Genomic DNA, 21508 nt, shown 5'->3' on the forward strand with positions numbered 1-21508 from the left:
ACTCCTCCTTGTCTTAACCTACAACCAGGTTAAGCAGTTTGCCTGGGACATAGATGACTTTACGCACGGTAACGCCATCCAGGTATTTAGCCACCAAGTGCTCTTGACCAGCGCGCTCACGGACTTGCTGCTCAGTGGCATCGGCAGGCACAGTAATTCGGCCCCGCACTTTGCCATTAACCTGTATGACCACTAATTTAGAGTCTTCGACCATTGCTTGTTCATCTGCAATTGGCCATGGCGCGATATCAATATCACCTTCGCCACCCAGAGCTTGCCACAAGCTGAAGCAAACGTGAGGGGTGAATGGATATAGCATACGCACCACTGCCAGCAATGCTTCTTGCAACAGAGCGCGGTCTTGCTCAGTTTCCTGAGGTGCGCGGCCCAGCTTGTTCATCAACTCCATCACCGCAGCAATGGCGGTATTGAACGTTTGACGGCGGCCCACGTCATCAGTGACTTTGGCAATTGTTTTGTGCAACTCACGACGTAAAGATTTTTGTTCTTCCGTCAGGCTAGCGATATCCAGTGCGGCTACCGCCCCTTTAGTGGTGTGGTCAAACACCAAGCGCCAGACGCGTTTCAGGAAGCGGTTAGCGCCTTCTACACCAGATTCCTGCCACTCCAGCGTCATTTCTGCTGGTGAAGCAAACATCATAAACAGGCGCACGGTGTCGGCACCGTATTTTTCTACCATGATTTGTGGGTCGATACCGTTATTTTTCGATTTCGACATTTTGCTCATACCGGCATAAACCAGTTCATGGCCTTCGGCATCGGCTGCTTTAACAATGCGGCCTTTGTCATCGCGCTCAACAATAGCATCAGCGGGAGAAACCCAGATGCGCTCACCGCTAGTGCCGGCATAGTAGAAGGCATCTGCCAGCACCATACCCTGACACAGCAGGCGCTTGGCGGGTTCGTCTGAATTCACCAGGCCGGCATCGCGCAGCAGTTTGTGGAAGAAGCGGAAATACATCAGGTGCATGATGGCATGTTCAATCCCGCCGATGTATTGATCGACTGGCAGCCAATAGTTAGCCGCCGCCGGATCCAGCATCCCTTCATCATATTGTGGGCAGGTGTAGCGCGCGTAATACCAGGAAGATTCCATAAAGGTATCGAAAGTATCGGTTTCCCGCAGGCCAGGCATACCATTGACGGTGGTTTTAGCCCACTCAGGGTCGGCCTTGATCGGGCTGGTAATGCCATCCATGACGACATCTTCCGGCAGGATAACCGGCAGTTGATCTTCAGGTGTCGGCACTACGGTGCCGTCTTCCAGTGTCACCATCGGGATAGGCGCGCCCCAATAGCGTTGACGGGAAACACCCCAGTCACGCAGGCGGTAATTGACTTTGCGCTGACCGACACCCAGATCGACCAGTTTGTCGGCGATAGCATTGAAGCCATCTTCATAATTCAGACCATCAAACTCACCCGAGTTAAACAGGGTGCCTTTTTCGGTCATCGCTTCCTGACTTAAGTCTGGCTCACTGCCATCAGCCGCTAAAATGACCGGTTTGATTGGCAGGTTATATTTGGTCGCAAATTCCCAGTCACGAGCATCGTGACCTGGAACCGCCATGACTGCGCCGGTGCCGTAATCCATCAAGACAAAGTTAGCCGCCCAGATAGGCAGTTTTTCACCCGTCAGTGGATGGATAGCGTACAGGCCGGTTGCCATGCCTTTTTTCTCCATCGTGGCCATTTCAGCTTCGGCAACTTTGGTGTTGCGGCATTCAGCAACAAAATCAGCCAGTGCCGGGTGGGTGGCCGCGGCTTGCAATGACAATGGATGGCCCGCAGCAACCGCCAGGTAGGTCACACCCATAAAGGTGTCTGGGCGAGTGGTGTAGACGGAGAGTTTTTCTTCGCTGTCGGCGACAGCGAAAACGATATCAACCCCTTCAGAGCGGCCAATCCAGTTACGTTGCATGGTCTTAACTTGTTCTGGCCAGCTTTCCAGCTGGTCCAGGTCATTAAGCAATTGGTCAGCGTAATCGGTGATTTTAATGAACCACTGTGGAATTTCTTTGCGTTCAACTTTGGTATCACAGCGCCAGCAGCAGCCGTCGATCACTTGCTCGTTAGCCAGCACAGTTAAGTCGTGTGGACACCAGTTAACCGCGGAGGTCTTTTTGTAGACCATGCCTTTTTCATACAACTTGGTGAAAAACCACTGTTCCCAACGGTAATAATCAGGTTTACAGGTGGCAATCTCGCGATCCCAGTCATAACCGAAGCCCAGTAATTTTAACTGGTTCTTCATATATTCGATGTTGTCGTAAGTCCAAGGGGCAGGTGCGGTGTTGTTTTTGACCGCCGCGCCTTCAGCCGGCAGACCAAATGCATCCCAACCGATAGGCTGTAACACGTTTTTGCCCAGCATGCGCTGGTAGCGGGAGATAACATCACCAATGGTGTAGTTACGAACGTGCCCCATATGTAGGCGCCCTGACGGATACGGCAGCATGGATAGGCAGTAATATTTTTCTTTGCTGGTATCTTCAGTGACTTTAAAAGTTTGCTTCTCTTGCCAGTGAAGCTGTACTTGCGTTTCGATATCTTCTGGGCGGTATTGCTCTTGCATGGCGGCCGGTGGTCCTATAGTGAAAAACAGCTACGCCTGTAGCATCATCTGTTTCATATCATAAAGAGAGATCCGCATAGCATAGCTGATAAGCGGCAGCGGCAACAACACTCTGCATCCTACAGGAGGCATTTTCTGCGCAGTGAATGGCAGAAATCATCAAAGTGGGGCGAGAACAAGCTGATGATGACGTGACTTCAGTCATTTACGACTAAAATTATTAACGTTAGCTTTAATATCAAAGTAAGTACCCGCAGATAACAGGAGCGAAGTAAGCAAAGTAGGCACTTTATCCCTATTTCTTTGTCACAACTTTTGCTTTATCACAATTTGCTTTATCACAATTTGCTTCATCACAATCGTGGATCGAGGAGACTGTATGAACAAGGTAGCTCAATATTATCGTGAGTTGGTGGCATCACTGACTGAACGCTTGAAAAATGGTGAACGTGATATCGATAAGCTGGTGGACAGCGCTGAACAGCGGTTAGATGCGGTAGAAGACTTAACCCGTAGTGAAGTTGAGCAAATTATTCAGGCGGTACGGCGCGATTTGGAAGAATTTGCTCGTAGCTATGAAGAAAGTAAGGATGAATTTACTGATAGCGTATTCATGCGAGTTATTAAAGAAAGTTTATGGCAGGAGCTGGCTGATATCACCGACAAAACGCAATTGGAGTGGCGTGAGGTGTTCAAAGATGTCAGTCATCATGGGGTTTATCACAGTGGCGAGGTGGTCGGGCTGGGGAATTTGGTCTGTGAAAAATGCCATTACCACCTGGCTTTTTATACCCCAGAAGTGTTGCCGCTTTGCCCTAAATGTGGCCATGACCAATTTAATCGCCGGCCTTTCCAGCCTTAAAGCCCGTAAAATGTTATTTGCCCCTCTTTTACAATAGAGAGGGGCAGATAGAGCGGTTAATGCAGAATTTTCGCCAGGAAGTCTTTGGCACGGTCAGATTTAGGATTGTTAAAGAAATCATCTTTGTTACTGTCTTCGACGATTTTCCCCTCATCCATGAAAATAACCCGGTTAGCCACTTTACGGGCGAAGCCCATTTCGTGGGTCACTACCATCATGGTCATACCCTCTAGCGCCAGTTTAACCATCACATCCAGCACCTCGTTGATCATTTCTGGGTCAAGAGCTGACGTCGGTTCGTCAAACAACATGGCGATAGGGTCCATACACAGTGCGCGGGCAATCGCGACACGCTGTTGCTGGCCACCAGATAACTGAGAGGGGAATTTATCTGCGTGGGTGGTAAGACCGACGCGCTCTAACAGTTTTAGCCCTTTTTCCCGCGCTTCTGTTTTATCGCGTTTGAGCACTTTGACTTGCGCCAGTGTCAGGTTTTCAATGATAGACAAGTGTGGGAACAGTTCAAAATGCTGGAACACCATGCCGACTTTGGAGCGTAATTGCGCCAAGTTGGTGCCCTTATCATTCACCGCAATCCCATTTACTGTAATGTTGCCTTTTTGAATAGGTTCTAGCCCATTAACAGTTTTGATTAAGGTCGATTTGCCTGAGCCTGAAGGGCCGCAGACCACCACGACCTCGCCTTTTTTCACTTCGGTGGTGCAGTCAGCCAGCACCTGAAAGTGGCCGTACCACTTAGAAACATTTTTCAGGGAAATCATCAAACAGTCCTTTTCTTCAAATAGTTAACCAGCATCGACGCGGAAAAACTGATAACGAAATACACCAAACCGGCAAACAGCACCATTTCGACCTGAGTCCCGTCCCGCTCACCAATGGTGGTCGCGGTGCGGAAGAAATCCGCCAGACTAAGGACATACACCAGCGATGTATCCTGAAATAATACAATCCCTTGGGTTAACAGCAATGGCACCATGGCGCGGAACGCCTGGGGCAGAATAACCAGTCTCATTGACTGACCTTGGGTCATGCCCAACGCCAGAGCTGCGGAAGATTGCCCACGAGAGATGCTTTGGATCCCGGCACGGATAATTTCTGAGTAATAAGCCGCTTCAAATAATGAAAAGGCTACCATGGCAGAGATTAAGCGAATATCAGTTTTTGGTGATAAGCCCAGCACATTTTGTAATAAGCTCGGGACCACCAGATAAAACCACAGCAGCACCATCACCAACGGAATAGAGCGGAACACGTTGACATAGGCGGTAGCGAACCAACGGATGGCTTTAATCGGCGACAGCCGCATCACGGCCAGAATCGTGCCCCAGATAATCCCAAAGACAATGGCGATAAGGGTTATTTTGGCGGTAACGGCCAAACCTTGCAGCAGATATGGCAGGCTGGGGGCGATGGAACTCCAATCAAATTCGTACATTATTTACTCCCCAGATTGCCGGGCAACTGCACTTTCTTTTCAACTAATCGCATCAACAACATGATTACAGCGTTGATCAGTACATAACCAAGGGTGATGGCAGTAAACGACTCATAGGCGTGAGCTGAGTAATCCAGCAATTTCCCTGCTTGTGCCGCCATATCCACCAGCCCGATGGTTGATGCAATTGCCGAGTTTTTAACCAAATTGAGCATTTCTGAGGTCATCGGAGGAATAATGACCCGATAGGCATTGGGCAATAAAACATAGCGATAAGTCTGCGGCAGAGTTAACCCCATCGCCAGACCCGCGGCTTTCTGACCTCGAGGCAGTGATTGAATCCCGGCACGTACTTGCTCACAAACACGGGCGGCGGTAAATAAACCCAGACACATCATTGATGAGAGGAAGAACTGGATATTCGGATCTAACTCACTTTTGAACCACATGCCAAGATTGGCCGGTAAAAGCTCAGGGACCACCAGATACCAGGTAAAGAATTGCACAATGAGCGGCACGTTACGAAACAGCTCGACGTAAGTGGCCCCTATAGTAGACAGAATGCGGTTGGGAACTGTTCTTAAAATCCCAAATAATGAACCAACGAAGAAAGCGATAACCCAAGCGCACAATGATAATGCGACAGTGACCTGAAAGCCGGACCAAATCCAGCCGAAATAGGTGGTATTACCGAAAGGGGCAGGTTGCAAGAAAATGCCCCAGTTCCAGTCTATTGACATAGCAAACTCCCTTAAAAGGATGGATAAGCCACCCTGATGACTGATGATCCAATGCGCTGCGGCTTCCCGAGGATTAACAAAAAAATGCGGAGTGGGGAACGGCCACCCCGCATCCTGTCTACCCATCGGTTCATCATCAATCTGTAGGGTAGGCATCGCCCACCCTGATTATTATTGTTAGTTCAATGCTTTATCGTTAGGGGCTTTGAACAGCACCTTCATTTCATCAGACAGTGAGAAATTCAGGTTAAGATTTTTAGGTGGAATTGGGTTTTTGAACCAGCGATCAAAGGACTTCTCAGCCACACCAGAGGTTTGTGCGGAGGCGATGGTCTCATCCAGCAGAGCTTTGAAGGCTGGGTCGTTTTTACGCAACATACAGCCGTAAGCTTCCTGAGATTGCGCAGTACCGACGATGTCCCACTGATCCGGTTTCTTGGCTTTTGCTCGCTCGCCAGCCAGCAAAGCATCATCCATCATAAAGGCCACTGCACGGCCACTTTCCAAGGTACGGAAAGAGTCCCCGTGGTCTTTGGCGCTGATGATACGCATATTCATTTTGTCTTTTTCATTTAATTTATTGAGCAAGACTTCAGAGGTGGTACCCGATGTCACGACCACAGGTTTTCCGGCCAAATCTTTGAAGTCTTTAATTTCAGAACCTTTTTTGGTTAGTAAACGGGTGCCGACAACAAAAATGGTGTTAGAGAATGCGGCTTGTTGCTGACGCTCGAGGTTATTCGTGGTGGAACCACACTCGAAATCAAAAGTCCCATTTTGCAATAACGGAATGCGGTTCTGCGAAGTAATGGGGATGAGTTTCACTTGTAGGTCGGGTGCATTAAGTTTTTTCTTGATCGCATCGACGATCAAGTTGGAATAATCTTGTGAATAACCAACCACTTTCTGTTGATTATCATAATAAGAGAATGGAACGGAAGACTCACGGTGGCCGACCACGATAACGCCGTTATCTTTGATCTTCTTCAGTGTGTCAGCAGAAGCATCTGCCTTTACTGCTTCTTCTGCTTGGGCTACACCACTTGCCATCCCAGCTAACAGTAGCGCTAACGCCAATTTACGCATATGCATGGTCCAACTCCTCTAATGTTGTTTTTTACTTAATATTTTCTAACTCGATGTTGTGAGACTTAAAATGTAGTCATGTTAAAAACAAGAAATACCCAAAAATCGTCTTATTTTTTGGTGCTTGCATAACCAAAGATATTTGTTGGTCAACCCGCTATTTTCATTGTTACTTGTATCAGATTATCTTTAAAAAATAGCAAATTGTTATGCAAATGATGAATAAATGTTTGTTTTTTGGGACGCAAATCGCACCAAATAGAGGCAGTAAAACAGTGTCGCACTATTATGGTGCGTGATGAGCCCCATAAATGTGCGGGCGAATAACCGCTATTCCTTCATTCGAAACTGACCTTCGCCGATTCACTGAGGGAATCCCCTTTGATGGCTGAATACAAGCTAGATATGAGGAAATAACTAACACTATTTGATTAGAAACAATGCAAGGTCTGTGCCAGTCGAGGGAAAGTCGTGCGGATAAATAGCCCTGTTTATCAGGGCTATGAAATATTATCTGGGGGAGGTGAGTAAATTAACCCGTAGCCAATTATGAAATACTATCAATTAGCTTAAGTATTACTCAGTTTAACAGCAGATTAGCTTAACTGATGACTAACTTAATTGATGATTATTGATAGCCAGATGAGCTTTAAAAACTTCCAGCGCTGTTGGAACGTTTTCTTTATCTACATGTTTCTCTGGGTTCCACAAGTCAGCAAAGGTGATTGCGCGGCCACAATGGATAAATACTTCATCGACTTCAATCACTAACACGCTGCGAGCGGGGTGGCCGTTTTGGCTAAAACGCTCACACAGTTGTGGGTCGATGGATATTTTTGCCCGGCCATTCACCCGAAAACCTTCAGTCCAACCAGGGATCAAGAACAAGATGCCGACAAATGGGTTATGCAGCAAATTACGAATACCATCCAGGCGGTTATTGCCCGCCCTGTCTGGCAACATCAGTGTTTTGCTATCCTGCACATGAATAAAACCCGCTTCCCCGCCTTTGGGCGAACAGTCTATTCCATTAGCGCCCAGAGTCCCCAACACCGCGAAGGGGGCTGCGGCAATTAGCTTTTTGGCATAATCATCAATGTGATCTATTTGTTTTTTCAGCACATTCTGATTGGGCGAAGCGTAATGCTCACTTAATTGTGCTTCAGTCGTGAGGATATATTCAGGTTTCAATGACATAAGGTGCTCAGGTTACTTTGGTTTATTTTTGTCAGGGCGACAGCGGACAGCACGATATAACGTCAATGCCCCCAGTACCAAGGTGATAATCCACATTGGCCACGAGCCAAAGCGGGCATAAGGGGTCGTGCCGGTCGTTGGCGTGACCTTCACTTCCAGGACTTGCTGGGTGAACTGTGGAATTTGTGCCAAGACTTCACCGCTTGGGCCAACTGCCGCCGTAATACCATTATTGGTACTGCGCAACAGAGGGCGACCTAATTCAAGGGCGCGCATGCGTGCCATCTGAAAATGTTGCCATGGCCCGATAGAGTGACCAAACCATGCATCATTAGAGACCGTTAGCAAGAAGTTGGTATCCGGCCTGAAGTTATCCCGAACCTGCTGGCCCAAGACGATTTCATAACAAATAGCGGCAGTCAGATTAAATCCGGCCACATTCAACTGTGGCTGTACATAATCGCCCCGGCTGAACGTCGACATAGGTAAATCAAACAACGGTGCCAGTGGGCGCAGTAGGGACTCAAGCGGCACAAACTCACCAAAGGGAACTAAGTGGTGTTTGCTATAGCGATTACGGGTCGGATATTGGTAGGGCTCTTTATCGCCTAACACAATGATACTGTTGAAGAAGTGGTAACCATTACCCTCCGGTCGGCGCTGTGCATCTACAATCCCGGTGATCAAGCTGCTGTGATTGGCCCGCATTAGGTCATCAACCATCGTTAGGAAGCCGGTTTGATCAGTTTCAATATCAGGAATGGCAGATTCTGGCCAGATGATAATGGGAGCTTTACCCATAAATGGGCGAGTCTCATCCAAATAGACTTGCAGGGTTGAGAGCAGGACTTTAGGGTCCCACTTCATTGACTGAGCAATATTACCTTGCACCATCGCTACATTAACCGTGCGTTCAGGTTCCGGCGTGAACCAATGTAATTGGCGCAGCGGCCACGGCAGTAATAACATGGCTACTGCAATAATTGCCGCAGTTATCCGGCGTTGATAACAGGCGTAAACCAGTAATCCGCTGATGGACATCAGCATGAAAGTGATGCCATCGACCCCAAGAATGGGGGCAATACCGCGGAGTGGGCCATTAATTTGGCTATAACCAAATTGTAGCCATGGGAAGCCAGTTAATACCCAGCCGCGCAAGAATTCAGTCAGTTGCCACACCACGGGTGCCGCAATCGCCAGTCTCCACCAAGTCGCCTTCGGGCATATGCGGGCTAATACACCGGCGAACAGCATGGTATAGAGCGAAAGATACGCCGCCAGCAATACCACCAGGAAGATATTGATGGCCGTCGGCATGCCGCCAAATTCAGAGATACTGACATAAACCCAGTTAACGCCAGTGCCAAACAGCCCCATACCCCAACAAAAGCCGATAAAAACGGCTTGTTTGGTACTGCGATTCAATGTCAGGCTGAGTAAACCAAACAGTGAAACAATAGCTGCGGGCCAACTATCAAATGGTGAATAAGCCAGCGTACCGCAGGCGCCAAAAAATAGCGCCAGTAGGGCGCGAACCCACTGGCGTTGAAGGAGTGAAGCGATAGGCATCGAGGATTTATTCTTCCAGTTTTGGTTGCGGAGCATCATCCGGGATTTTCACATGAACCTGAATAATACGTCGGCTATCTGCCATGGCAACTTTAAATAAGTAACCTTCAATTTCAATGGTTTCACCGCGGGCAGGTAAATGACCAAACGCCTGCATCACCAAACCACCGATAGTGTCCACTTCATCGTCGCTGAAATGGGTATTGAATACATCATTGAAATCTTCAATGGGTGTCAGCGCACGAATGGTATAAGTGTGCCGGCTGAGCTGACGAACGTCTCTGTCTTCTTCATCGTCATACTCATCTTCTATTTCGCCAACGATCAGCTCAAGAATATCTTCAATGGTCACCAGGCCTGAAACACCACCAAACTCATCAATGACAATAGCCATATGATAGCGTTGGGAGCGGAACTCTTTCAGCATTCGATCGACACGCTTACTTTCCGGCACGACAACCGCCGTCCGTAAGACTTTATCAATGCTGAATGGCTCGGAATCTGTGCGCATAAACGGCAGCAAATCCTTGGCCATTAGGATACCTTCGATGTGATCTTTATCTTCACTGATCACCGGAAAGCGGGAGTGAGCGGATTCAATAATCACATCCAGACACTCATCCAGCGTTTGATTACGCTTTAGTGTGACCATCTGAGAGCGAGGGATCATGATGTCCCGGACGCGCTGTTCGGCGATATCCATCACGCCTTCCAGCATGTCGCGGGTATCGGGATCGATCAAATCGTTTTGCTCAGAATCACGGATAAGCTCTACCAGATCGCCACGGTTCTTAGGTTCGCCGTGGAATAACTGGTTAAGAATGAGAGTAAAGAACCCTTTCTTGGGACTGGGGCTATCATTGTTTTGTGAGTGGTCGTCGCTCATGGCGTTTTAGTTAAGTTTACCCATATAAAATTAAATTTTATCGGCAGTGGTAAACTCACACCGCCGACAGCTTTTTTACTCATTCCCATCAAATAATTCATACTAATATGATGGGTTACTCGGGGTCTTTCTCTGAAATATACGGGTCTGGATAACCCAAATTTTGCATTATTTCAGTTTCGATCGACTCCATTTCTTCGGCTTCATCGTCAACGATGTGGTCATACCCTAGCAGATGGAGACTGCCGTGAACAACCATATGCGCCCAATGAGCCAGTAGTGCTTTCTCTTGCTCAACCGCTTCTTGTTCAACTACCTGACGGCAAATGATTAAATCACCGAGTAATGGCAGTTCAATCTCCGGTGGGGCCTCAAAGGGAAAAGACAAGACATTGGTCGATTTATCTTTACCGCGATAGGTCAGATTCAGCTCATGGCTTTCAGCTTCATCAACCACACGGATAGTGACTTCGGAGACTGCCTGAAATTGCGGTAATACAGCTTCCAACCAATGCTGAAAATCGGCTTCGGTCGGTAAGCCCTGGTTATCGGCACAGGCAATTTGTAAATCGAGAATAACTTGGCTCACGGAGCCTCCTGCTCAGACGGGGCGTGGGTTTCCCGCTTACGTTGTTCGGCAATCGCATCTTTACGTTTTTGTTCTGCGGCTTCCCAAGCTTCATAGGCAATGACGACGCGAGCGACAACTGGGTGGCGCACCACATCTTCGCTATGGAAGAAATTAAAGCTCAATTCCTCTACCTCTGATAACACTTCAATGGCATGGCTTAAGCCCGACTTCTGGTGGCGTGGCAAGTCAGTTTGCGTAATATCACCGGTAATCACCGCTTTGGAGTTGAAGCCCATGCGGGTCAGGAACATTTTCATCTGTTCAACTGTCGTGTTTTGGCTTTCATCCAGAATGATAAACGCGTCATTCAGTGTGCGGCCGCGCATATACGCCAGCGGAGCCACTTCAATTACATTGCGCTCAATCAGTTTTTCAACACGCTCAAAGCCCAGCATTTCAAACAGAGCATCATAGAGCGGGCGCAGATAAGGATCGACTTTTTGGCTGAGATCGCCGGGTAAGAAGCCCAGCTTTTCACCAGCTTCAACTGCTGGGCGGGTCAGTAAAATACGCCGCACATTTTGGCGCTCCAGAGCATCGACCGCCGCAGCAACAGCCAGGTAGGTTTTACCGGTACCGGCCGGCCCAATCCCGAAAGTAATATCATGGTCGAGAATATTGGCGATGTATTGTGCCTGATTTGGCGTGCGAGGTTTGACCATTCCGCGTTTGGTGCGGATGTTTACGGCTTTCCCGTAATCCGGCACACTCTCGGCGGTTTGCTCTAATACTCGACTTTCTTTCACCGCGAGGTGGATATCTTCGGGTGTGATATCCGGGATAACACCACGAATCGGGGCGGTATCGACATACAGATGGCGCAGGATATCTGCCGCTGCAACAACGCAGATATTCTTACCGACTAACTTGAAACGGTTATCTCGACGATTAATTTCAATACCTAACCGGCGTTCCAACTGCTTGATGTTGTCATCAAAAGGGCCGCATAAACTCAGCAGGCGCTGATTATCGGCGGGTTCCAGCAAGATTTCTTGTGTCACTACGTGCAAACTGTTTCTCTGAGTCACTGCGTTCCTCTGGGTCACTTAGGGCCGGTTTATTTGAAGCTTGGCTGTAACTCCCATTTCTGGGGGATATCATTCTCGAAAATTGGTTGTGTGATATCACTACGTCAATCATACATGTCATTTGTGAATTATTCATGGTGCACGGTACTGACGCAAGTTTACTTATGAATCCGTGCCTTCGACCCCTATTGAAATAGCGGCTCATAGATGGCGCAACTTAAAAAATCTGAATCTGCGCAGCGCGCCGCTAAAATAAAATAGGCACTGACAATGCAGTGCCTGCTGGTGCGGGCTGGCTCGAAAAATCGAAATCAGGGCTGATAAAGGCCGACACCTATCTCATTTTCTTTGCGGGTTCGGGCAATGACTGATTGCGGTGACTCATGAGTCCGCAGATCCATCTGGTCCTCAGTACGCACCAAAATGCCGCGGAGTGAACTGGCATAAACGTCAACAATTTCAACATCAACGAATTTGCCGATCATCTCAGGAGTGCCTTCAAAGTTGACCACCCGGTTATTTTCGGTGCGGCCCGCCAATTCCATGAGGTTCTTACGGGATGTGCCTTCCACTAAAATGCGCTGCACGGTGCCCACCATCTCGCGGCTGATTTCCATTGCTTGCTGAGTAATGCGCTCTTGCAGGATGTGTAATCGCTGTTTTTTCTCCTCTTCAGAAACATTATCCGGGAGTTCTGCCGCAGGTGTGCCGGGGCGTGAGGAGTAAATAAAGCTGTAACTGGTGTCAAAACGAATATCCGCGACCAGTTTCATGGTTTGCTCAAAATCTTGCTGAGTTTCACCGGGGAAACCGATAATAAAATCAGAGCTAATTTGGATATCAGGACGCGCCTGACGCAATTTGCGGATAATAGCTTTGTATTCCAGCGCGGTATGCGCTCGCTTCATCATGGTCAAAATGCGGTCAGAGCCACTTTGTACCGGCAGATGCAGGAAGCTCACCAGCTCGGGCGTATCTTGATAAACATCAATGATATCATCAGTAAATTCAATCGGATGGCTGGTGGTAAAACGCACTCTATCAATACCATCAATAGCGGCAACTAGCCGCAATAGCTCGGCAAAACTACAGATATCGCCGTCATAAGTAGCGCCACGATACGCATTTACATTTTGCCCGAGTAGGTTCACTTCCCGCACGCCTTGAGCCGCTAACTGTGCGATTTCAAACAAGATATCGTCGCTTGGTCGGCTGACTTCTTCACCTCGGGTGTAAGGTACAACACAGAATGTGCAGTATTTATTGCACCCTTCCATGATGGAGACAAAGGCCGTAGGGCCATCAGCGCGCGGTTCAGGTAGGCGGTCAAATTTTTCAATTTCCGGGAAACTGATATCCACCACCGGGCTGTGAGTGCCTTTTACGTGGTTAATCATTTCCGGCAAACGATGCAGAGTTTGTGGTCCAAAAATCACATCAACGCAAGGGGCGCGCTGGCGCAGATGCTCACCTTCTTGTGATGCGACACAGCCGCCCACACCGATAATGAGTTCCGGATTTTTTTCTTTTAGCAGCTTCCAGTGGCCTAGCAAGCTAAACACTTTTTCTTGGGCTTTTTCGCGAATAGAGCAAGTGTTGAGCAGCAATAAATCCGCTTCTTCCGGGATGTCTGTTAACTGGTAACCATGGGTGCTGGCCAGTAAATCAGCCATTTTAGACGAATCATATTCGTTCATCTGGCAGCCCCAAGTTTTGATGTGTAGTTTTTTTGTCATTGTTTATCTACCGCCAAGGTTTATCTACCGCCAAAAAATTCATCTTAAAAGTCACATCGCGCGGCGCAGTGCTCTGGGCTGTGCGCCGTTATAGAATAGTGGGTAGCACAAAGACTCCGTGATTATAGGGCTATTGTAGTCATTTGCAGTTGCGATGACCACCGCATAACGGCTTACTTATTCTGTGGAGTGATGAAAAATCCGGTACACTGCATGCAGACAAAATGCAGGTGTTATTTTAACTTTGAAGAATAGCCAAAATGAATAAATCGCAACCAAATTATGATGTTGTGGTCGTGGGTGGCGGTATGGTTGGGGCCGCCGCCGCACTTGGGTTAGCACAATCCGGCTGGTCAGTAGCGTTACTGGAGCATGAGGCTCCGCTGCCATTTGAAGCTGAAAGTGCTCCGGATTTACGGGTTTCCGCGATTGGATGCACTTCGGTGTCCTTACTTAAACAGCTTGGGGCCTGGTCACCGGTGCAGCAGATGCGCTATGCGCCTTATCGCCGGCTGGAGACATGGGAACAGCCGGGTTCTCAAGTCGTCTTTGATGCGGCCTCGCTGTCTTTACCTGAATTAGGTTTTATGGTCGAGAACCGGGTTTTACAGTTAGCGCTGTGGCAACAGATGGCAGAATGCCCCAATTTGACGTTACTGTGCCCATCACGACTGCAAACGATGGCCAGAATAGATGACTACTGGAAAATCACCTTAGATGCGCAGCAAGAGATACAGAGCCATTTAGTGATAGGCGCGGATGGAGCCAATTCTTTGGTACGCCGTTTAGCTGGAATTGGCACCAGTGGCTGGCAATATCGGCAGTCTTGTCTGTTAATTACCGTCGAGACCGATACTGCCCAGCAAGACACCACCTGGCAGCAGTTTTTCCCTTCTGGTCCAAGAGCATTCCTACCTTTGTTTGATAACTGGGCATCATTGGTTTGGTACGACAGCGCGCAGCGCATTCGGCAGCTTCAAATGATGCCGATGGCACAATTGAATCAAGAAATTATCGCAGCTTTTCCGTCCCGTTTAGGGGTCGTTAAGGCTATTGCCGCAGGTTCTTTCCCCTTAGTTCGTCGTCATGCGCAGCAATATGTGCAGCCGGGGTTAGTATTATTGGGCGATGCAGCCCATACCATTAATCCGTTGGCCGGGCAGGGGGTTAATCTGGGATATCGGGATGTGGATGCTTTGCTGGAGGTATTGAATCAGGCCCGCGAACAGGCTGAATCTTGGCATAGTGAGTCGGTGTTATTACGTTATCAGCGCCGTCGCCGTACCGATAATCTGATTATGCAAAGTGGGATGGATGTGTTTTACACCGCATTTAGTAATGATTTACCTGTTGTAAAATTTGCGCGTAATTTGGCACTGATGGCTGCTCAACGCGCCGGTAAACTTAAAGAGCACGCGTTGAAGTATGCATTAGGGCTGTAGATATTTTAATGACTTGTCGCCAGAAAAATTGTTTCCTGGCGACTGCGGGCGCAGTTCTTTTCATTTTGCTGAAAAGTAAAACTCAAATTTCATCGCAGCGAAAAACAAAATGCAGAAAAGCAAAAAGCCCGCCGAAGCGAGCTTTTCTAAATTTGGCTGGGGTACGAGGATTCGAACCTCGGAATGCTGGAATCAGAATCCAGTGCCTTACCGCTTGGCGATACCCCAAAAGATGGTGGCTACGACGGGAATCGAACCTGTGACCCCAGCATTATGAGTGCTGTGCTCTAACCAGCTGAGCTACGTAGCCATCTTAAAATCTTTAACCTTGAGAAATTGTATGGCTGGGATACCAGGATTCGAACCTGGGAATGCCAGGATCAAAACCTGGTGCCTTACCGCTTGGCGATATCCCAACTGAAATACAATTCTTTTACTGACTTGGCACAACTCGTGTCTGACAGTGTTTGTGTTTAACGACAAACCATTCCAGAGAAATGGCTGGGATACCAGGATTCGAACCTGGGAATGCCAGGATCAAAACCTGGTGCCTTACCGCTTGGCGATATCCCATCTACTGTGACAACCGATGAAAATGGTGCGGGAGGCGAGACTTGAACTCGCACACCTTGCGGCGCTAGAACCTAAATCTAGTGCGTCTACCAATTTCGCCACTCCCGCATACATGAAAAAAGATGGTGGCTACGACGGGAATCGAACCTGTGACCCCAGCATTATGAGTGCTGTGCTCTAACCAGCTGAGCTACGTAGCCATCTTTTTTCTGCACAACCTTCATCGGCGTTGCGGGGCGCATTATGCGTATATGGCCGAATTGCGTCAACTAATTTTTTCCCAAAAAAGCGCTGAAGGGGTTTGTTTGTTTGGCTTGTGAACAGTCTGGTGATTAAAGCAGCACTTATGGTGATTAATTGTTGAATTTGCCAACAAAAGATAAGGCCACCCGTGGGCGGCCTTGAGAGCAGAATAGTCGAACAAGCAGAGTCACTCCCTGCCAGTGGGTTCAATTATTTATAGGCATCCTGATGCACACCTACAGCGCGCCCTGATGGGTCATCCATGCTTTTGAATGATTCATCCCACTCAATAGCTTTAGCTGATGAACATGCGACTGACGGGCCGCCAGGTACGCACTCAGCGGCGCTTGGGAGTGGGAATAACTCTTCAAAAATTTCGCGATACAAATAACCCTCTTTTGAAGACGGCGTATTGTATGGGAAGCGGAAATGAGCAGTTTCCATCTGTTGATCAGTGACTTGCTCGGCTGCTTTCTCTTTCAATGTGTCAATCCAGCTGTAACCCACACCATCGGAGAATTGTTCTTTCTGACGCCATGCAACACTATGTGGCAGGTAGGATTCAAAACATTCCCGCAGGACATGTTTTTCCATTTTGCCATTGCCGCACATTTTATCCTGCGGGTTAATGCGCATCGCGACATCAAGGAAGTTTTTATCCAGGAAGGGGACTCGGGCTTCAACACCCCAGGCAGACATGGCTTTGTTGGCACGGGCACAGTCATACATATGCAAGGCTAATAGTTTGCGCACAGTTTCTTCATGCAATTCTTTGGCGTTTGGTGCTTTGTGGAAATAGAGATAACCACCAAAGACTTCATCAGAGCCTTCACCCGACAGCACCATTTTGATGCCCATCGCCTTGATTTTACGTGACATCAAGTACATTGGTGTTGAGGCGCGGATAGTGGTGACATCATAGGTTTCAATGTGATAAATCACATCACGGATGGCATCCAGACCTTCCTGCACGGTGAAATGAATTTCATGGTGCACCGTCCCTAAATGGTTGGCGACTTCTTTTGCGGCCCGCAAATCGGGGGAGCCAATCAGGCCAACAGCAAAGGAGTGCAGTTGTGGCCACCAAGCTTCACTGCGCTCATCGTCTTCGACACGGCGAGCGGCAAATTTTTTGGTGATGGCAGAAATCACAGAGGAATCCAGCCCACCGGACAGCAGCACGCCGTAAGGCACGTCAGACATCAAATGACTTTTTACCGCGTCTTCTAATGCATTCGCCAGTTCAACTTTGTCAGTTACGTTGTCTTTGACATTATCGAAATCAAACCAGTCACGATGATAATATTCGCGAATTTCGCCATCCTGGCTCCACAGATAGCTCCCAGCAGGGAATTCTTTGATGGTGCGGCAAACCGGAACCAAGGCTTTCATTTCGGAAGCAACAAACATATTACCGTGTTCGTCGTGGCCCATATACAGCGGGATAATACCCAAATGATCACGGCCAATCAGATAGGCATCTTTTTCTGTATCGTATAAAACGAAAGCGAACATACCTTGCAAATCATCAAGGAATTCAGACCCTTTCTCCTGATACAGCGCCAGAATAACTTCACAGTCAGACCCGGTTTGGAATTCATAGCGGTCAGCGTATTGTTGGCGCAATGCTTGATGATTATAGATTTCACCATTGACTGCCAGAATGTGCGTGTGAGTAGCATTATACAGCGGCTGAGCACCGGTATTGACGTCAACAATAGATAAGCGTTCATGGGCGAGTATGGCTTTATCATTTGCCCACACACCAGACCAGTCCGGGCCGCGGTGGCGCATTAAACGTGACATTTCCAGCGCTTTTTTGCGTAATTCAATGGGGTCGGTTTTAAGGTCGAGGACCCCGAAAATAGAACACATAATAATCTCCCTAACTTTCTGCTTTGGCGGTGATGATGTTGAATTTTAGTCGGTCATCGCTGGAACTGTTTTCTCATGCTTGCCTGTGATTGATGCAGGCGATGCCCAATGACGATGCATTCATCCGATTAGTTTGTAGAAAATATGCAAAAAATACGCCAATTTAGAACGCGATAGATTTGTCGCTATAGCTGGCATGACGGTGAGCACACATAACGAAAATGCGCCAAAATAGGGAGGATTAGCAAGAAGCTTTGGTGCGCTGCACTAAAAAAGGGCGGAGCTTGGAAAAGGATAATGGTGAAAAGGGGAGTATGGCGGTCATGACCGCCAACTGAAATTAGATGATGTCAATTTCTGCAACAGAGGGGTAAACGTAGCTTGGGCGGAATGGCATCGCTTCAATATCCGTTAATGTCGAGACACCGGATAGCACCAAAATAGTCTCAAGACCCGCCTGGAAACCGGCCAAAATATCAGTGCGCAGATTATCGCCCACAATGACGGTGCTTTCTGAATGCGCCTGCATTTTATTCAGTGCGGCACGGATAATCCACGGGCTAGGTTTGCCGACATAAAATGGCTTACGGCCAGAGATTTTCTCGATTGGGGCACACAATGCGCCACAGGCTGGTGAAAAACCGTGACCATGACTATCGGGGTTGGTGGCAATAAAACGCGCCCCATTGGCGACGAAATAGGCCGCTTTATGCATCATATCCCAGTTGTATGAGCGGGTTTCACCCACAATCACAAAATCAGGATTGATATCAGTAATAGTAAAACCTGCTTTATACAATTCGTGAACTAATGCACCTTCACCCACCACATAGGCTTTTTTACCATCCTGACGGCGCAGAAAATCGGCCGTTGCCATTGCGGAGGTATAAAAAGCACTTTCCGGCACTTCCAGCCCAGCAGAATGAAAACGGTTAGCCAGATCCTGAGCAGTTTGTGAGGGATAGTTGGTCAAAATAACCAGCGGCATTCCGGCTTCTTGAATTCGGGCCAGAAATACATCAGCACCGGGTACGGGGTGATTATCATGCAACAACACACCATCGATATCGCAAATAACACTTTTAATTGTCATTGTTTAAATTACTCTTTTAGCCGCAGCAATGAGTCACTATAACATGGCCGATGGTGAAACTGACCCTGCCGTTGTCTTATCTATAAGGGATTAATTTTCCAGCAAGCGTTGCAGTAATACGCCGTTCAACATGGCGCGCTTGGCCAAAGCAAAAGCCCCAATGGCTGATTGATGGTCAAGCTGAGAAGTGACCACGGGGAGATTTTGGCGGAAGTTTTTCAGCACTTGCGTATTTATGCAACCTTGAATGGCCGGGAGCAGGATTTTATGGGCTTCAATAATTTCCCCGGCAATCACGACTTTTTGCGGGTTAAACAAGTTGATCGCAATGGAGATGGCTTTCCCCAAGTAGCGGCCGACGTGTTCAATCACCTCACTTGCCAGTAAATCGCCTTTGTTTGCGGCCTTGCAGATGGCACCAATATGGCAATCATCCAAGGTTAACTTGCTCGGATAACCCTGCGTGAGCAGGTGACGTACGCGGTTTTCAATGGCCGCATTAGATGCCACGGTTTCCAGACAACCAAAATTACCGCAATAGCAGCGCTCGCCCAGGGGATCAATCTGAATATGGCCTATCTCACCTACGTTGCCATTACTGCCTAAAAATATTTGGCTGTTAACAATGATGCCAGCGCCGGTACCGCGGTGCAGACGAACCAAAATGGAGTCCTCGCAGTCACGGGTCGCCCCAAAATAGTGCTCAGCCAGTGCCAAACTACGAATGTCGTGGCCGACGAAGCTGGTGACATTAAACCGATTTTGCAGATTTTCGACTAACGGCCAGTTGCTAATGTTGATATGTGGCATATAGCGCACGATACCTTTGCTCGGCTCAACCAAACCGGGGAGAATGACGGCGATGGCGATCAGTTCACGTAATTTGCGCTGATAAGCTTCAATAAACTGGCTGATAATATTAAATAATGCGTGTTCGAGAGTTTCTTGTGTGCGCTCAGGTAGGGGATAGTGCTCTTCACCCAGCGACTTACCGCTCATATCAAACAGCGTGATAGTGGCATCATGGCGGCCCAAACGGACGGCGATAGTATGGAATTGGCGATTCTCGGTCACGATAGAAATCGCCCGGCGACCCCCGGTGGAGGCTTGCTGATCGACTTCTTTGATCAGCCCGCGCTCCAACAGTTGGCGAGTAATTTTGGTGACACTGGCGGGAGCGAGCTGGCTGAGATCGGCAATTTGAATGCGCGAAATCGGGCCTTGCTGATCAATGAGCCGATAAACAACGGCGCCATTGAGTTGTTTCACAAGATCCACATTACCAATTTGTGACTGTACGCCGGTGCTCATCAATAAAATTACTCGCTTATTTTAAAACCTCGTTACCGTTAACGATGGTTTTAGTGATTTTATAATCGCGGGTAAAGGCAGTCAGGTTGGCCACTTTGCCAGCTTCAATACTCCCTAACTGCTTATCCACGCCAATCGCGCGGGCCGCATAAAGTGTCGCCATGCGTAATGCTTCATCCAGCGCAATGCCAACATGCTCAACACTATTTTGTACCGCTTCTATCATGGTCAGTGCTGAACCGCTTAGTGTGCCATTTTCATCCACACATAAACCATTACGATAGTATATTGTTTTACCAGCAAAAATAAATTGATCAATTTCAGTACCTGCGCCAGCCGGAGCAGTGGCATCAGTGACCAGCACCAACTTCTCGCCTTTCAGCTTCTTCGCATTACGAATGTTGGCCCAATCTACATGCAGCCCATCAGCAATGACGCCGGTATACACTTCTGGCGTGTCGAAAATTGCCCCAATCAGGCCCGGTTCGCGCCCCGAAATGTAAGGCATTGCATTATAAAGGTGCGTGGCAAAGCGGATACCGGCGGCAAAACCTTGACGGGCTTGCTGATATGTCGCATTTGAGTGACCGGAAGAAACCAAAATACCGGCTTCTGTCAGCTGACGAATATATTTGGCGTCAACCATTTCTGGTGCCAAAGTCACTTTGGTAATGACATCCGCATTGGCACACAGATAATCAATCATTTCAGCGCTAGGTTTACGGATAAACGCCGGGTTATGAGTGCCTTTTTTCTGTGGGCTAATATAAGGCCCCTCCAGATGCAGGCCCAAAGCCTGATGCTGGTTTTTTTGCAGATATGAGCGCATGACATCAACGCCGTGCTTCATATATTCATCACTGCAAGTAATCAGTGTCGGCAGGAAGCTGGTGCATCCTGATTTTTCATTCGCGCGCTGCATGATTTCCAGCGTCTTTTCGGAGATGGCCTCAAGCGAATCATTGAATTGCACACCACCGCAGCCATTAAGCTGAACATCAATAAAACCGGGGGCCAGAATGGCACCACCCAAGTCGCGTACCTCAATGCCAGCCGGAAGTTCATCGGCAGGACAGATACGTTCGATCAATCCGTTAGCCACGACAACAGCGTGATTATCCAGTACTTCATGGCTGGTATAAATACGGCCGTGAGTTAAAGCGTACATCTTAGCCCCCTAATAA

Annotated in this window: 17 protein-coding genes and 6 tRNA genes; 2 read left to right on the forward strand and 21 right to left on the reverse strand. The window is 48.2% G+C overall.

Annotated elements, in window-relative coordinates; genetic code table 11:
* Window positions 1-13: 13 nt before the first annotated feature.
* Complete coding sequence (gene leuS, locus FTA91_RS01540) at window positions 14-2596, reverse strand: leucine--tRNA ligase (protein ID WP_145582811.1); 2583 nt, start codon at window positions 2594-2596, stop codon at window positions 14-16.
* Between the two features lie 379 nt (window positions 2597-2975).
* On the opposite strand from leuS, the gene FTA91_RS01545 reads away from it, so the two are divergent.
* Window positions 2976-3458, forward strand: a complete 483-nt coding sequence (locus FTA91_RS01545; RefSeq protein WP_050112638.1) for a zinc ribbon-containing protein — start codon at window positions 2976-2978, stop codon at window positions 3456-3458.
* A gap of 56 nt (window positions 3459-3514) precedes the next feature.
* Here the strand turns inward: FTA91_RS01545 and FTA91_RS01550 are convergent, their stop codons facing one another.
* The 10 genes from FTA91_RS01550 to miaB form a co-directional block, all read right to left on the reverse strand.
* The gene (locus FTA91_RS01550) at window positions 3515-4240 is read right to left on the reverse strand and encodes an amino acid ABC transporter ATP-binding protein (RefSeq protein WP_004390594.1); all 726 of its coding nucleotides are present in this window, start codon (window positions 4238-4240) and stop codon (window positions 3515-3517) included.
* The gene (gene gltK / locus FTA91_RS01555) at window positions 4240-4914 is read right to left on the reverse strand and encodes a glutamate/aspartate ABC transporter permease GltK (RefSeq protein WP_032819850.1); all 675 of its coding nucleotides are present in this window, start codon (window positions 4912-4914) and stop codon (window positions 4240-4242) included. The genes FTA91_RS01550 and gltK overlap by 1 nt, the downstream gene beginning before the upstream one ends.
* Window positions 4914-5654, reverse strand: coding sequence for an amino acid ABC transporter permease (locus FTA91_RS01560; RefSeq protein WP_004390593.1), 741 nt, complete (start codon window positions 5652-5654; stop codon window positions 4914-4916). Before FTA91_RS01560 ends, gltK begins: the two co-directional genes overlap by 1 nt.
* Window positions 5655-5831: 177 nt before the next feature.
* Window positions 5832-6746, reverse strand: coding sequence for an amino acid ABC transporter substrate-binding protein (locus tag FTA91_RS01565; RefSeq protein ID WP_145535860.1), 915 nt, complete (start codon window positions 6744-6746; stop codon window positions 5832-5834).
* 606 nt (window positions 6747-7352) lie between these two features.
* A complete protein-coding gene (locus FTA91_RS01570) occupies window positions 7353-7937 on the reverse strand; it encodes an MSMEG_1061 family FMN-dependent PPOX-type flavoprotein (protein ID WP_145535858.1) in 585 nt (194 codons plus the stop codon).
* A gap of 12 nt (window positions 7938-7949) precedes the next feature.
* Window positions 7950-9506, reverse strand: coding sequence for an apolipoprotein N-acyltransferase (gene lnt / locus FTA91_RS01575; RefSeq protein ID WP_050112643.1), 1557 nt, complete (start codon window positions 9504-9506; stop codon window positions 7950-7952).
* Between the two features lie 7 nt (window positions 9507-9513).
* Window positions 9514-10392 carry a CNNM family magnesium/cobalt transport protein CorC gene (corC, locus tag FTA91_RS01580; RefSeq protein WP_050112645.1) on the reverse strand — a complete coding sequence of 293 codons (879 nt, stop codon included), beginning with the start codon at window positions 10390-10392 and terminating at the stop codon, window positions 9514-9516.
* A 115-nt stretch (window positions 10393-10507) separates the two neighbouring features.
* Window positions 10508-10981 (reverse strand): rRNA maturation RNase YbeY, encoded by a 474-nt coding sequence (gene ybeY / locus FTA91_RS01585; RefSeq protein WP_050112647.1) that lies wholly within the window; start codon window positions 10979-10981, stop codon window positions 10508-10510.
* Complete coding sequence (locus FTA91_RS01590; protein WP_174634729.1) at window positions 10978-12051, reverse strand: PhoH family protein; 1074 nt, start codon at window positions 12049-12051, stop codon at window positions 10978-10980. Before FTA91_RS01590 ends, ybeY begins: the two co-directional genes overlap by 4 nt.
* A gap of 311 nt (window positions 12052-12362) precedes the next feature.
* Window positions 12363-13787, reverse strand: a complete 1425-nt coding sequence (miaB, locus tag FTA91_RS01595) for a tRNA (N6-isopentenyl adenosine(37)-C2)-methylthiotransferase MiaB (protein WP_050112649.1) — start codon at window positions 13785-13787, stop codon at window positions 12363-12365.
* A gap of 260 nt (window positions 13788-14047) precedes the next feature.
* Between miaB and ubiF the strand changes: the two genes are divergently transcribed.
* Window positions 14048-15229, forward strand: a complete 1182-nt coding sequence (gene ubiF / locus FTA91_RS01600; RefSeq protein WP_050112651.1) for a 3-demethoxyubiquinol 3-hydroxylase — start codon at window positions 14048-14050, stop codon at window positions 15227-15229.
* A 153-nt stretch (window positions 15230-15382) separates the two neighbouring features.
* Here the strand turns inward: ubiF and FTA91_RS01605 are convergent.
* The 10 genes from FTA91_RS01605 to nagA all read right to left on the reverse strand — a co-directional run bounded on the left by FTA91_RS01605 (window position 15383) and on the right by nagA (window position 21492).
* A tRNA-Gln gene (locus FTA91_RS01605) sits at window positions 15383-15457 on the reverse strand.
* A gap of 5 nt (window positions 15458-15462) precedes the next feature.
* Window positions 15463-15539 (reverse strand) — tRNA-Met (locus tag FTA91_RS01610).
* A gap of 31 nt (window positions 15540-15570) precedes the next feature.
* Window positions 15571-15645: transfer RNA gene (locus FTA91_RS01615), tRNA-Gln, on the reverse strand.
* Window positions 15646-15727: 82 nt separating this feature from the next.
* Window positions 15728-15802 (reverse strand) — tRNA-Gln (locus FTA91_RS01620).
* A 23-nt stretch (window positions 15803-15825) separates the two neighbouring features.
* Window positions 15826-15910 (reverse strand) — tRNA-Leu (locus FTA91_RS01625).
* 15 nt (window positions 15911-15925) lie between these two features.
* Window positions 15926-16002 (reverse strand) — tRNA-Met (locus FTA91_RS01630).
* 253 nt (window positions 16003-16255) lie between these two features.
* The gene (asnB, locus tag FTA91_RS01635; protein WP_145535856.1) at window positions 16256-17920 is read right to left on the reverse strand and encodes an asparagine synthase B; all 1665 of its coding nucleotides are present in this window, start codon (window positions 17918-17920) and stop codon (window positions 16256-16258) included.
* A gap of 340 nt (window positions 17921-18260) precedes the next feature.
* Window positions 18261-19013 carry an HAD-IIA family hydrolase gene (locus tag FTA91_RS01645; protein WP_038634749.1) on the reverse strand — a complete coding sequence of 251 codons (753 nt, stop codon included), beginning with the start codon at window positions 19011-19013 and terminating at the stop codon, window positions 18261-18263.
* A 90-nt stretch (window positions 19014-19103) separates the two neighbouring features.
* On the reverse strand, window positions 19104-20324 hold the full coding sequence (gene nagC / locus FTA91_RS01650) for a DNA-binding transcriptional regulator NagC (RefSeq protein WP_004390580.1): 1221 nt from the start codon (window positions 20322-20324) through the stop codon (window positions 19104-19106).
* A gap of 16 nt (window positions 20325-20340) precedes the next feature.
* On the reverse strand, window positions 20341-21492 hold the full coding sequence (nagA, locus tag FTA91_RS01655; RefSeq protein WP_050112655.1) for an N-acetylglucosamine-6-phosphate deacetylase: 1152 nt from the start codon (window positions 21490-21492) through the stop codon (window positions 20341-20343).
* Between the last annotated feature and the right edge of the window lie 16 nt (window positions 21493-21508).

The sequence above is a fragment of the Yersinia thracica genome (assembly GCF_902170565.1).
Classification (GTDB): domain Bacteria; phylum Pseudomonadota; class Gammaproteobacteria; order Enterobacterales; family Enterobacteriaceae; genus Yersinia; species Yersinia thracica.